Source organism: Citrobacter enshiensis, from assembly GCF_029338175.1.
Taxonomy (GTDB): Bacteria; Pseudomonadota; Gammaproteobacteria; order Enterobacterales; family Enterobacteriaceae; genus Citrobacter_D; species Citrobacter_D enshiensis.
The window spans coordinates 4447143-4460243 of the sequence record NZ_CP119862.1; the positions used below are offsets into that span (position 1 = coordinate 4447143).

Below are 13101 nucleotides of genomic sequence, written 5' to 3' on the forward strand. Positions count from 1 at the left end.
CCGGCTACAACTTTGCTTATCTGGATGAGCAGACCAAACGCATGATCCGCCGCGCCATTTTGAAAGCGGTGGCGATTCCAGGCTATCAGGTGCCGTTTGGCGGCCGTGAAATGCCGATGCCTTACGGTTGGGGCACCGGCGGCATCCAGTTGACCGCCAGCGTGATTGGCGAACCGGACGTGCTGAAAGTGATTGATCAGGGTGCGGATGACACCACCAACGCGGTGTCGATCCGCAACTTCTTCAGGCGCGTCACCGGGGTGAATACCACCGAGCGTACCGAAGACGCTACGCTGATCCAGACCCGTCACCGGATCCCGGAAACCCCACTGGTGGAAGATCAGATCCTGATCTTTCAGGTACCGATCCCAGAGCCACTGCGCTTTATCGAACCGCGCGAAACGGAAACCCGCACCATGCACGCGCTGGAAGAGTACGGCGTCATGCAGGTGAAGCTGTATGAAGATATCGCCCGCTTCGGCCACATCGCCACCACTTACGCCTACCCGGTGAAGGTCAACGGCCGCTACGTGATGGACCCCTCGCCAATCCCGAAATTCGATAACCCGAAGATGGACAGGATGCCCGCCCTGCAACTGTTTGGCGCAGGCCGCGAAAAACGCATTTATGCCGTGCCGCCGTACACCCGCGTGGAAAGCCTCGATTTCGACGATCACCCGTTTACCGTACAAACCTGGGATGAGCCCTGCGCCATCTGCGGTTCGACCCACAGTTATCTCGATGAAGTGGTGCTCGACGACACCGGCAAACGGATGTTTGTCTGCTCCGACACCGACTACTGCCGCCAACAGAGCGAGGCCCTCAGCCAATGACGCAACCGCTGCTTTCGGTTAATAACCTGACCCATCTCTACGCGCCGGGCAAAGGCTTCAGCGATGTCTCTTTTGACCTGTGGCCTGGCGAGGTGCTGGGCATCGTCGGAGAGTCCGGTTCCGGCAAAACCACCCTGCTGAAATCGATCTCTTCGCGCCTGACGCCGCAGTCGGGCGAGATTCAGTATCAGAACCGTTCGCTGTACGGCATGCACGAGGCCGACCGTCGCCGCCTGCTGCGCACCGAATGGGGCGTGGTGCATCAGCACCCGCTGGACGGTCTGCGCCGTCAGGTGTCGGCGGGCGGCAATATCGGCGAACGCCTGATGGCCACCGGCGCGCGTCACTACGGCGAGATCCGCGCCACCGCGAAGCGTTGGCTGGAGGAGGTGGAGATCCCCGCCTCACGCATTGACGATCTGCCAACCACCTTTTCCGGTGGCATGCAGCAGCGTCTGCAAATCGCCCGTAACCTCGTCACCCACCCGAAGCTGGTATTTATGGACGAACCCACCGGCGGGCTGGACGTTTCCGTACAGGCCAAACTGCTGGACCTGCTGCGCGGTCTGGTGGTGGAACTGGATCTGGCGGTGGTAATTGTCACCCACGATCTGGGCGTCGCGCGCCTGTTGGCGGACCGTCTGCTGGTGATGAAGCAGGGTCAGGTGGTGGAAAGTGGGTTAACCGACCGTGTGCTCGACGATCCGCATCACCCCTATACCCAGTTGCTGGTGTCGTCGGTTTTACAGAATTAACCATTGCTTGTGTCGGGTGGCGCTGCGCTTACCCGACCTACGGTACATGTAGGTCGGATAAGGCGCAGCCGCCATCCGGCAATAAGAATCAAGAGGCCAACATGATCCGCGTAGAAAACGTGAGTAAGACCTTCGTGCTCCACCAGCAAAACGGCGTGCGCCTGCCGGTGCTGCAAAGCGCCTCTCTGGAGGTGAAAAAGGGTGAATGCGTGGTGCTGCACGGCCACTCCGGCAGCGGCAAATCGACGCTGCTGCGTTCGCTGTATGCCAACTACCTGCCGGATGAAGGGCACATCCACATTCGCCACCGCGATGAGTGGGTGGATCTGGTACAAGCGCCCGCCCGCAAGGTGCTGGAAGTTCGCCGTTCAACGATTGGCTGGGTCAGCCAGTTCCTGCGGGTGATCCCGCGCGTCTGCGCGCTGGACGTGGTGATGCAACCCTTGTTGGATCTGGGTGTATCACGCGAAGAGTGCGCCGCCAAAGCCGCGAATCTGCTCACCCGCCTGAACGTTCCAGAACGGCTGTGGCATCTCGCCCCTTCCACCTTTTCCGGCGGTGAACAGCAGCGCGTCAACATCGCCCGTGGGTTTATTGTCGATTACCCCATTCTGCTGCTTGATGAACCCACCGCCTCGCTGGACGCCAAAAACAGCGCGGCGGTAGTGGCGCTGATTGAAGAAGCAAAAGCGCGCGGTGCGGCGATTGTCGGCATTTTTCACGATAGTACCGTGCGCGACCGCGTGGCGGACCGTTTGCACCTGATGGGAACAACAGCATGATTATCAATAATGTAAAACTGGTGCTGGAAGATGAAGTGGTGCACGGATCGCTGGAAATGCAGGATGGTGTGATCCGCGCCTTTGCGCAAAGTCAGAGCCGTCTTCCCGAGGCGCTGGACGGCGAAGGCGGCTGGCTGCTGCCGGGGTTGATAGAGCTGCATACCGACAATCTCGACAAATTCTTTACTCCGCGTCCGAAGGTGGACTGGCCCGCCCATTCGGCGATGAGCAGCCACGACGCGCTGATGGTCGCCAGCGGCATCACCACCGTGCTGGACGCGGTGGCGATTGGCGACGTGCGCGACGGCGGCGACCGTCTGGAAAATCTCGAGAAGATGATCAACGCGGTGGAAGAGACGCAAAAGCGCGGGGTCAACCGCGCCGAGCACCGTCTGCATCTGCGCTGCGAGCTGCCGCATCACTCCACCCTGCCGCTGTTTGAAAAGCTGGTGGGCCGTGAACCGGTGACGCTGGTGTCATTGATGGATCACTCGCCGGGACAACGCCAGTTCGCCAGCCGCGAAAAATACCGCGAATATTATCAGGGCAAATATTCTCTCACCGATGAGCAGATGGCCCGCTACGAAGAAGAACAGCTTCAGCTTGCGGCGCGCTGGTCGCAGCCGAACCGTACCGCCATTGCGCAGCTGTGTCGCGAGCGGCATATCGCGCTGGCGAGCCATGATGACGCCACCCACGATCATGTGCGGGAGTCTCATCAACTTGGCAGCGTGATCGCCGAATTTCCCACCACGTTCGATGCCGCACTGGCTTCACGCCAGTGTGGGATGAACGTGCTGATGGGCGCACCCAACATCGTGCGCGGCGGTTCGCACTCCGGCAACGTGGCGGCGCATACGCTGGCGGAAATGGGGCTGCTGGATATCCTCTCGTCGGATTACTACCCCGCCAGCCTGCTGGATGCGGCGTTTCGCGTCGCAGACGACAAAGCCAACCGCTTTACGCTGCCGCAGGCAATTCGGCTAGTCACCCGCAACCCGGCACGGGCGCTGAACCTTGACGATCGCGGCGTGATCGCCGAAGGCAAACGCGCCGACCTGGTGCTGGCGCACCGCAAAGGCGATCATATTCATATCGACCATGTCTGGCGGCAGGGAAAAAGGGTGTTCTGACGATGGGAAAACTGATCTGGCTGATGGGGCCGTCCGGCTCCGGGAAGGACAGCCTGTTGGCGGAACTTCGCCAACAGGAACCTGCGCAACTGCTGGTGGCGCATCGTTACATCACCCGGTCAGCCAACGCCGGGCATGAAAACCATATCGCCCTCAGTGAACACGAGTTTTTTACCCGCGCCGGGCAGAATCTGCTGGCGCTAAGCTGGCACGCCAACGGCTTTTACTACGGCGTCGGGGTGGAGATTGACCTCTGGCTGCACGCCGGTTTCGACGTCGTGGTCAACGGTTCACGCGCGCATCTGGCGCAAGCGCAGGCGCGCTACGGTATATCGCTACTTCCTGTCTGTTTAGAGGTTTCTTCTGCTATCCTGCGCCAGCGCTTACAGGCTCGCGGGAGAGAAAATGAAACGGAGATCGCCGCTCGCCTCGAACGCGCCGCCCGTTACGCGCCATTTAACTGTCATAAGCTGAATAACGACGGAAGTTTATTGCAGTCCGTCGATGCGTTACTCACGCTGATGGGTCGCAAGGAGAAAATAGATGTTTGACTGTGAACTACGCCATGCCACCCTGGCAGATACCGAGGCCGTCTACGCGCTGATCTGCGAGCTGAAGCAGGCCGAATTTAACCGCCAGGCCTTTAGCGCCGGGTTTGCCGCTAATTTGCAGGATAGCAATTTGCGCTACCAACTGGCGCTGCTCGACGGCCAGGTAGTTGGCATGATTGGTCTGCATTTGCAGTTTCATCTGCATCACGCCAACTGGATTGGCGAAATTCAGGAACTGGTGGTGATGCCGCATGCGCGCGGGGGCAAAGTCGGCAGTCGGTTACTCGCGTGGGCAGAAGAAGAAGCGCGCCAGGCGGGCGCTGAGATGACCGAACTTTCCACCAGCGTGACGCGTCACAACGCGCACCGTTTTTACCTGCGCGAAGGGTATGAACGGAGCCATTTTCGCTTCACGAAAGCATTGTGAGGTACGTAGGCCGGATAAGACGCTCGCGTCGCCATCCGGCACGATACGACAAGGGGAGTCACGATGAGTTTGACCATCACGTTAACCGGCACCGGCGGCGCACAGCAGGTGCCCGCTTTTGGTTGCGACTGCGCCGCCTGTCGTCGCGCGCGTTTGCAGGCGCACTATCGCCGCCGCCCCTGTAGTGGATCACTCAAATTCAACGACGCGGTAACGCTGCTGGACGCCGGTTTGCACGATCTGATGGATCGCTGGCCTGCCGGATCTTTCCGGCAGTTTCTGCTCACGCACTACCATATGGATCATGTCCAGGGACTGTTTCCACTTCGCTGGGGCGTGGGTGCGACGATCCCGGTATACGGCCCGCCTGACGAGCAGGGCTGTGACGATCTGTTTAAGCATCCTGGTATTCTGGATTTCAGCCACACGGTGAAGCCGTTTGTGGTGTTTGATTTGCAGGGATTGCAGGTCACGCCGCTGCCGTTGAATCACTCAAAGCTGACGTTTGGCTATCTGCTGGAAACAGCGCACAGCCGCGTGGCGTGGCTCTCTGACACCGCCGGATTGCCAGACAAAACGCTGAAATTTCTGCTGAACAATCCGCCGCAGACGCTCATTATCGACTGTAGCCACGCACCGCGTGCGGAGCCTGCGCGTAACCACTGTGATTTAAATACCGTCGTGGCGCTCAATAACGTCATCCGCTGCCCACGGGTGATCCTCACCCACATCAGCCATCAGTTCGACCTGTGGCTGATGGAGAACCCGCTGCCGGAGGGCATTGAAGCGGGCTTCGACGGGATGGAGATTGTGCTGGATTAACGCCACTTCATCGTCTCTTCACTTACGCAGACTACTTTCCCTGCAGAGAAAACACGCTGAAGGGGATCCTGTGAACATAAAAACACGCCGTATTATCCATCATGCCTGCTGGTTTACTTTGTTGGGACCGTTTACCGGCGTCCCCCTCACCGTCGCCATCACGGTGCTCTATTTTAGAGATTCTCCGTGGGAATTGCTGTTCGATATCAGCAGAGTGTTACCACAGTTTCTGGTATTAACGTGGTTAATCGGCGCACTCCCGGCGCTGGCGACAGGGGCTCTCAGCGCCTGCCTGCCGGACAGAATTTACGACTCACGCTACTGGCGCAGCCTCACCTGTGCGGCCATTGGCGGCGCGCTCGCGTTGCTGTACGAACTCATTCCCCATGCGCTCAGCGCAAGGGCATTATTCACTCATGAGTTTGTGTGGATAGTGTTCTGTACTGGCCTGTTCGCAGGAGGCGTGTTGGGCTTTTGGGTTCCTCGCCTCGCCGGACATGGCAATCGCCCCAGCGCGGTTCAGCCCGAAACCAAAGGGTAAACGCGCGCGTTGTATTATCGCGAGTGCTGAAAGAGTGTGTGCCGAAACCGCGAAGAATTAACGGCTACCGATAGTAGTCCCCTTCCATCCTTCGCTCTTCATCTTCTAGCTGGCGACGCTCCTGATCGAGCTGGCGCTGGCGCTCGTCTAACTGGCGACGCCGGTCTTCAAACTGACGTTGCCTGTCGTCGTACTGCCTGCGGCGATCGTCACTCATCTGCCGTTGCCCGTTGTCATACCGAGAGTCATCGTCATAGCGGCGGTCACTATCAGGTTTGTAGGCATCGCTGATCGCCTGCTGAATGTTGCCGATGGCGTCATCGATGATGTCGGCATAGGCCAGTGGGCTGCCTAAAGAGCACAGGCTCAGTAACAGAGCGATAGAGTAACGTTTCATAGGACCAGTCTCGCAGGTGAGCTGGCTTTACGTTAATGAAAGGTAAACGCCGGGAGTAGCGGAGGAATCTCAATTTCGCCAGGACGCCGTCGCTGTCATTAACTGGTTAGCGCGCTGTTTGTCCTCTGCGACCAATACGACACCCTGGCATTTTTGATCCGGAGAAATACTCCAGATACGCTCCTCAGGAATACAACCGCCATCATAAATGACCTTACTGCCATCATAGGGCCAGAATGCCCCTTGTTCCGTATCTAACACAAAAACGGAAATCTGATCGGACTCACGGGCGATCTTTTGCCAAAGCATTTTCCCACCATCGCACTGCTCAAAATCACTGATAAGCGTGATACCGCATCGCAGAATCAGAGCCTCATACAAACGCGTCGCCAACCCTTTATCGCGTTCAACCGGTTCAACACAGATACCTTCCACCTGAAGCACGTTGGTCTCTTCCCAACAGCGTTCAACGGCAACGATATCCTTCCCTAAGGCGTCTTTTCGCTGTAAATCGAGAGCCGCAATGACACGATGGCGGGGGACGCCTTCAAACATTTCAACGTCCGCTTCGATAATGGCCGCTCTTGGCGTCTGAGGGTCATAAATGACATGCAAAACCCGTCCTGAAAGTTCAAATTCTTCCACGACGTTAAAAGAGCGGGCGACAGTCATTGGGCTGTACGTTGTGGGCATCACAATCATCTGTGAGTCACCTTTTGTCAGTACCGGCATAATTCCTTTTATATCCCAATCAGACAGTATTTGCTCAGATTAACATCACCGGTTTTGCTTCCACGCCTGATGAATGCCTAAACTCGCCGAAAATTTTGGTTCTCTGAATCACGCGCGCCAACCCACTGTAATCACCTTCAGAATTCTCAATTCATCTGCTGTTCTATTGCCACATTCGCTGGCGCACTGTCGCTTTTTATCACTGCCTGATGCAGCGCCTGCACAAGCTGTACCCGGGTAAACGGTTTACGCAACAGCGCCACGTCCGGCAGTGCAGGATTGTCTGCCGGGCGTAAATCCTGACCGCTGATCAGCAGCAGCGTCAGATGGGGATAGTGTTTCAGCGCATGGTTCACCACATCCGCGCCGCTTAACCCGCCAGGTAGCATTAAGTCACTGATAAAAATGTCGATCTCTGTGGAGGCGGCGAGCATCTGCATCGCCTGCTCGCCGTTGGCGGCTTCCAGCGTCAGGTAGCCCAACAAATGCAGCTGCTCGCACAGCGTCTGGCGTACATCGGCCTCATCTTCAAGCACCAGAACCAGTTTATCCGTGCGGGCAACGGCCTCTTCGGCCAACGGTTCCGGAGGTGTCGCAACAGGCACAATCGCGCGGGGCAGTTGCAATCTGACCGTCGTTCCCTGCCCCGGCGCACTCTCGATTTCCACCCGTCCGCCGGACTGGCGCACAAATCCGTACACCATCGAAAGCCCCAGGCCACTGCCGCTGCCGGTCTGTTTGGTGGTGAAGAACGGCTCAAAAACCTGCGCTTTGATCTCCTGCGACATCCCGCAGCCGTGATCCGCAATCTCCAGAATCACCATATCTTCTTTGCGCCCGCTGCTGCGTGTGACGCGCTGATTCCAGGTGCGAATTTTGATGGTGCCCATCTGCCCCTCCATCGCATCACGGGCGTTCATCACCAGGTTGATGAGGGCATTCTCCAGTTGGCTGACGTCAATCCACGCGGGCCAGGCGGGCGACTGGGCTTCAATGTCCAGCGTCAGGGTGGCGGGCAACGAGTGGCGCATCAGTTCGCCAAGATTCTCCAGCAACGTTCTCAACTCCACCGCATGGGGATGCAGGGACTGCTTGCGTGAGAAGGCCAGTAGCCGCTGGGTCAGCAACGCCCCACGTTCCGCCGCTTTTAGCGCCCGCGAAATGCGCGCCGCATCCGGCGAGTCGGGGTTAACCAACTCCAGACTGCCAATGATCACCGCCAGCAGATTGTTAAAGTCATGCGCCAGCCCTCCCGTCAGTTGCCCTACCGCTTTCATTTTCTGGCTGTGCAGCAGCGCTTCCTCCAGCCCTTTGCGCTCGATTCTGTCGATTTCCAGTTGCGTGCTTTTTTCCTTCAATAGGCGCGAGGTGTGCTCCAGCGAGGCGGTATTACGGGCAAAAACGTTGAACGCGCGCGCCAGTTCTCCCAGTTCGTCGCGCCGCTGCAAGGCAGGGACGCTGACGTCCGATTCGCCGTGCGCCAGGCGGGTCATTGCCCGCGAGATTGCCGTCAGGTTGGAGCCGAGATTGCGGTAAATATACCAGCCCGCAAACCCGGTAATGACAATCGCCAGCAGGGCAAATGTCATGATAAACATGATGATAGACTGCAACTCCTGATGGCTTTGCGCCACACGCTGCTCTGAACTGGCCGCCACCTGCGCCACATATTGGTTGATGTCGCTGTTGAGGATCGCCACCAGCGCTTTGATGTGGAACATATGCCAGATGATCGCCAAATCGCTTTGTTCCAGCGCCGCCGAGAGCGGTTCAAGCTGGTGTAACTCCTGATTGAAGTCACTGAGGATGCCGTTGACCAGCGGGCGGGCGTTACGCGTTGGCAACAGGGGCATCACGCCATCCAGTTGCTTGACCACAGAGCGCGGCGTGGGTGTTTCGATGGCCGCCACAATCAGCCTGTCCATCTGAGCAAGCAACACCGCATCCTGCGCCGCATTGATCGTTTGCAAATGCCGCAGATAGCTCAAATTCTGATACAGCGAACTCAGTAGCGCGTTACGCTCAAGATGTCGTCGCTGCCCGCGCTGAAGCATGCCCGCTACGCTGGTTTGCAGTTCGTTGCTGCGCTGAATAATGCGGGCGACCAGCTCCGGCTCCTGCTGCGCCAGCGGGGCGGCGGCCAGTTGTTCCAGCGACTGTTTCAGCGCACGCTGCGTCTCCTGTAAGCGTTCCGCCTCACCTTTATATTCCAGCGCGCCGACCACCTGCGACAGTCGCACCGCCGCCGTCGCCACGTTGGCGGTGTCGCGCGCCAGATTCATGCTGCCAGTCATGTCATCAACAGTCTGCTGTTGTACCTGCTCCTGAATCTGGCTGGCGTGCCGAAAACCCAGCACCGCCACGCCGCTCACCATCAGCGTGACCGCCACCACCAGTAGGTTAAAGAACAGCAATCGCCCGCGCGCGCTGGCGAAAAAGTGACGCCCAGGCTGCGGCATATCACGCTCCATGAAGAAAAATATCACTATGACAAATATGAACGGCTTCTGACATTTTGCATTTACTTTCCTGTGATGGACTGCTGATATCGACAACCCCGCAGGAGATCCGCCATGAGCAGGGCACCGGTTCTGGAGATGCGCAATATTGCCAAGGCCTTTGGCAAATTTTACGCACTGAAAGGGGTCGATCTGACGGTATATCCCGGCGAAATCCACGCCCTGATGGGTGAAAACGGCGCGGGAAAAAGCACCCTGATGAAGGTGCTTGCCGGGGCGTACAGCGCCACCAGCGGCGAGATTCTGATCGACGGTCAGCCTTTCCATATCAAAGGCCCAAAAGACGCCCTGAGCGCAGGCATTACCCTGATTTATCAGGAGATGCAGCTTGCCCCGAACCTGACAGTGGCGGAGAACATTTTCCTCGGCAGTGAACTGTCGCGCGGCGGGCTGGTGCAACGCAAAGAGATGGTCCTGCAGGCGCAGCAGGTGATCGATCGCCTCGGCGCGCACTTTAAAGCCAGCGATAAAGTGATGCGACTGACCATCGCCGAACAACAGCAGGTGGAAATCGCCCGCGCCCTGCACCGCAACAGCCGCATTCTGGTGATGGATGAACCCACCGCCGCCCTCTCCTCGCGTGAAACCCACCGCCTGTTTGAACTGATCATGCGTCTGCGTGATGAAGGGATGGCAATTATCTATATCAGCCACCGCATGGCGGAAGTGTATGAACTTTCCGATCGCGTCAGCGTGCTGCGCGACGGTCAGTACGTCGGCAGCCTGACCCGCGACAAACTCAACGCCGCCGAACTGGTGCGCATGATGGTGGGTCGGCCACTGAGCGATCTGTTCAACAAAGAGCGCGATATTCCCTTAGGCAAAGCGCGCCTGAATGTCCATCACCTGACCGATGGCGGCAAAGTGCAGCCGTGCAGTTTACTGGTGCGTTCCGGGGAAATTGTCGGCCTGGCAGGACTGGTCGGCGCCGGGCGCTCTGAACTGGCGCAACTGATTTTTGGCGTGCGCAAAGCCACCGGCGGCATGATTGAAGTGGATGGCGAGCCGGTGGTGATCCACTCCCCACGCGAAGCCATCGACTATGGCATCGGTTTTCTCACCGAGAACCGCAAAGAACAGGGGCTGTTTTTAGAACTGGCGGCGGCGGAGAACATCACCATGGCGACGCTGGAGCGTGACGCCACCTGGGGCATGCTCAACCGTAAAAAAGCGCAGACGATCTCCGACGATGCAATTCAGTTACTCAACATCCGTGTGCCGCATGCGCAGGTACGGGCGGGCGGGCTTTCCGGCGGCAATCAGCAAAAGTTGTTGATTTCGCGCTGGGTGGCGATTGGTCCGCGCATTTTGATCCTTGATGAACCGACGCGCGGCGTGGATGTCGGCGCCAAAAGCGAGATCTACCGCATCATGAATGACATGGCGCGCCAGGGCGTGGCGATCCTGATGATCTCCAGCGAACTGCCGGAGGTCGTCGGCATGAGCGATCGGGTGTACGTCATGCACGAAGGCAGCATTGCCGGAGAACTGAACGGAAAAAGTATTTCTCAGGAAAACATTATGACGCTGGCCACCGGCGCGAACGACTCCCCCCCTCAGGCGAGGCAACCATGAATAATTCAACCACTCCCCAGCAGGTGGCGAAATCCGCCTCCGCCAAAAAAATGCTGATGGGCGATCTGATGCAAACCGTCGGTATCCTGCCCATTCTTATCCTGATCGTCGCGGTATTTGGCTTTATCGCGCCCAACTTTTTTACCGAGAGCAACCTGCTGAATATTACCCGTCAGGCGTCGATCAACATCGTATTAGCGGCGGGCATGACCTTCATCATTCTGACCGGCGGTATCGATCTTTCCGTCGGGTCGATTCTTGGCACCACGGCGGTGGCGGCGATGGTGGTTTCACTGATCCCCGAATTCGCCATGCTCTCTGTGCCCGTCGCGCTGATGCTCGGTATGCTGCTGGGCTTGTTTAACGGTGCGCTGGTGGCCTTTGCCGGACTGCCGCCGTTTATTGTCACCCTCGGCACTTACACGGCGCTGCGCGGCGGCGCCTATCTGCTGGCGGACGGCACCACGGTGATTAACTCCAATATCAGTTTCGAGTGGATCGGCAACAACTATCTCGGGCCGATTCCGTGGCTGGTGGTGATTGCGCTGGCGGTCATTGTGGTGTGCTGGTTTATTTTGCGCCGCACCACGCTGGGCGTTCATATCTACGCAGTCGGCGGCAATATGCAGGCGGCGCGCTTAACCGGCATCAAAGTGTGGCTGGTGCTGCTGTTTGTATACGGCATGAGCGGCCTGCTTTCCGGACTTGGCGGGGTGATGAGCGCCTCACGTCTGTACAGCGCCAACGGCAACTTAGGCATGGGTTACGAGCTGGACGCCATCGCCGCGGTGATCCTCGGCGGCACCAGTTTTGTCGGCGGGATCGGCACGATCACCGGCACGCTGGTGGGGGCGTTGATCATTGCCACACTTAATAACGGCATGACGCTAATGGGCGTTTCGTATTTCTGGCAACTGGTGATCAAAGGGGCGGTGATCATCATTGCGGTGCTGATCGATAAATACCGTACCCGACATCATCAAAGTGCATAACACACCTGCCGGCCTTATCCGTCCTACACCCCCGTAGGTCTGATAAGCGTAGCGCCATCAGGCAATGACAACAAAAAGTACCCTACGTGAGGAAAAGACTATGCGTTTGAAGCCATTAGTAACCGCGCTCTGTGCAGGCGCGCTGCTGACCGCAGCACCGTTTACGCAGGCCAAAGATCTCAAATCGATCGGCGTGACGGTGGGCGATCTTGCCAACCCGTTCTTCGTGCAGATCACCAAAGGTGCAGAGCTGGAAGCGCGCAAGCTGGCGGGTGACGGCGTGAAAGTGACGCTGGTTTCCAGCGGTTACGATCTGGGCCAACAGGTGTCGCAGATCGACAACTTTATCGCCGCCAAAGTCGACATGATAATCCTTAACGCGGCGGATTCGAAAGGGATCGGCCCGGCGGTGAAGCGGGCAAAAAACGCGGGGATCGTGGTCGTCGCGGTTGACGTCGCGGCAGAAGGCGCTGATGCCACCATTACCTCCAATAACACCCAGGCGGGGGAAATGGCGTGTAAATACATCACCGATCGCCTGAAAGGCAAAGGCAATGTGGTGATCATCAACGGACCGCCGGTATCTGCCGTACAGAACCGGGTAGAAGGCTGTCAGACCGAATTCAAAAAACATCCGGACATCAAGGTGCTTTCCGATAACCAGAACGCCAAAGGCAGTCGTGAAGGCGGACTGGAAGTGATGACCGCCCTGCTGGCGGCGAATCCGAAGATCGACGGCGTGTTTGCGATTAACGATCCGACGGCGATCGGCGCCGATCTCGCAGCAAAACAGGCGCAACGTAACGAATTCTTTATTGTTGGTGTCGATGGCAGCCCGGATGCCGAAGAGGCGTTGAAGCGTGAGAACTCGCTGTTTGTCGCCACGCCTGCACAGGATCCACAGGTTATGGCGGCAAAAGCGGTAGAAATCGGCTATGACATTCTACAGGGGAAACCTGCACCGAAAGAGCCTGTGCTGATCCCGGTGACGATGATCGATAAGAGCAACGTCGGTGGCTATAAGGGTTGGACGGTGAAATAG

General features: G+C 57.9%; 14 protein-coding genes. 11 read left to right on the forward strand and 3 right to left on the reverse strand.

Annotated elements, in window-relative coordinates:
* Nucleotides 1–41 precede the first annotated feature (41 nt).
* The 8 genes from phnJ (at nucleotide 42) to P2W74_RS21230 (ending at nucleotide 5844) form a co-directional block, all read left to right on the forward strand.
* The gene (gene phnJ, locus P2W74_RS21195) at nucleotides 42–833 is read left to right on the forward strand and encodes an alpha-D-ribose 1-methylphosphonate 5-phosphate C-P-lyase PhnJ (protein WP_276295246.1); all 792 of its coding nucleotides are present in this window, start codon (nucleotides 42–44) and stop codon (nucleotides 831–833) included.
* Nucleotides 830–1588 (forward strand): phosphonate C-P lyase system protein PhnK, encoded by a 759-nt coding sequence (gene phnK, locus P2W74_RS21200; RefSeq protein ID WP_203359247.1) that lies wholly within the window; start codon nucleotides 830–832, stop codon nucleotides 1586–1588. Before phnJ ends, phnK begins: the two co-directional genes overlap by 4 nt.
* A 101-nt stretch (nucleotides 1589–1689) precedes the next feature.
* Nucleotides 1690–2370 (forward strand): phosphonate C-P lyase system protein PhnL, encoded by a 681-nt coding sequence (phnL, locus tag P2W74_RS21205; protein WP_276293113.1) that lies wholly within the window; start codon nucleotides 1690–1692, stop codon nucleotides 2368–2370.
* A complete protein-coding gene (gene phnM / locus P2W74_RS21210; RefSeq protein WP_276293114.1) occupies nucleotides 2367–3503 on the forward strand; it encodes an alpha-D-ribose 1-methylphosphonate 5-triphosphate diphosphatase in 1137 nt (378 codons plus the stop codon). Before phnL ends, phnM begins: the two co-directional genes overlap by 4 nt.
* Nucleotides 3504–3505: 2 nt before the next feature.
* Nucleotides 3506–4054, forward strand: a complete 549-nt coding sequence (phnN, locus tag P2W74_RS21215) for a ribose 1,5-bisphosphokinase (RefSeq protein ID WP_276293115.1) — start codon at nucleotides 3506–3508, stop codon at nucleotides 4052–4054.
* Nucleotides 4047–4481 carry an aminoalkylphosphonate N-acetyltransferase gene (gene phnO, locus P2W74_RS21220; protein WP_276293116.1) on the forward strand — a complete coding sequence of 145 codons (435 nt, stop codon included), beginning with the start codon at nucleotides 4047–4049 and terminating at the stop codon, nucleotides 4479–4481. Before phnN ends, phnO begins: the two co-directional genes overlap by 8 nt.
* Before the next feature lie 63 nt (nucleotides 4482–4544).
* Complete coding sequence (phnP, locus tag P2W74_RS21225; RefSeq protein ID WP_276293117.1) at nucleotides 4545–5303, forward strand: phosphonate metabolism protein PhnP; 759 nt, start codon at nucleotides 4545–4547, stop codon at nucleotides 5301–5303.
* A 70-nt stretch (nucleotides 5304–5373) separates the two neighbouring features.
* A complete protein-coding gene (locus P2W74_RS21230; RefSeq protein WP_276293118.1) occupies nucleotides 5374–5844 on the forward strand; it encodes a hypothetical protein in 471 nt (156 codons plus the stop codon).
* Nucleotides 5845–5908: 64 nt separating this feature from the next.
* On the opposite strand, the gene yjdP is transcribed toward P2W74_RS21230, so the two are convergent.
* The 3 genes from yjdP to P2W74_RS21245 all read right to left on the reverse strand — a co-directional run bounded on the left by yjdP (nucleotide 5909) and on the right by P2W74_RS21245 (nucleotide 9432).
* Nucleotides 5909–6241, reverse strand: a complete 333-nt coding sequence (gene yjdP / locus P2W74_RS21235; protein ID WP_276293119.1) for a DDRRRQL repeat protein YjdP — start codon at nucleotides 6239–6241, stop codon at nucleotides 5909–5911.
* 69 nt (nucleotides 6242–6310) lie between these two features.
* Nucleotides 6311–6943 carry a GNAT family N-acetyltransferase gene (locus tag P2W74_RS21240; protein WP_276295247.1) on the reverse strand — a complete coding sequence of 211 codons (633 nt, stop codon included), beginning with the start codon at nucleotides 6941–6943 and terminating at the stop codon, nucleotides 6311–6313.
* A 176-nt stretch (nucleotides 6944–7119) separates the two neighbouring features.
* On the reverse strand, nucleotides 7120–9432 hold the full coding sequence (locus tag P2W74_RS21245; protein ID WP_276293120.1) for a hybrid sensor histidine kinase/response regulator: 2313 nt from the start codon (nucleotides 9430–9432) through the stop codon (nucleotides 7120–7122).
* 114 nt (nucleotides 9433–9546) lie between these two features.
* Between P2W74_RS21245 and P2W74_RS21250 the strand changes: the two genes are divergently transcribed.
* From P2W74_RS21250 to P2W74_RS21260, 3 genes are all read left to right on the forward strand, one after another.
* On the forward strand, nucleotides 9547–11067 hold the full coding sequence (locus P2W74_RS21250; protein ID WP_276293121.1) for a sugar ABC transporter ATP-binding protein: 1521 nt from the start codon (nucleotides 9547–9549) through the stop codon (nucleotides 11065–11067).
* Nucleotides 11064–12059 carry an ABC transporter permease subunit gene (locus tag P2W74_RS21255; protein WP_276293122.1) on the forward strand — a complete coding sequence of 332 codons (996 nt, stop codon included), beginning with the start codon at nucleotides 11064–11066 and terminating at the stop codon, nucleotides 12057–12059. Before P2W74_RS21250 ends, P2W74_RS21255 begins: the two co-directional genes overlap by 4 nt.
* Before the next feature lie 100 nt (nucleotides 12060–12159).
* A complete protein-coding gene (locus P2W74_RS21260) occupies nucleotides 12160–13101 on the forward strand; it encodes an ABC transporter substrate-binding protein (RefSeq protein WP_276293123.1) in 942 nt (313 codons plus the stop codon).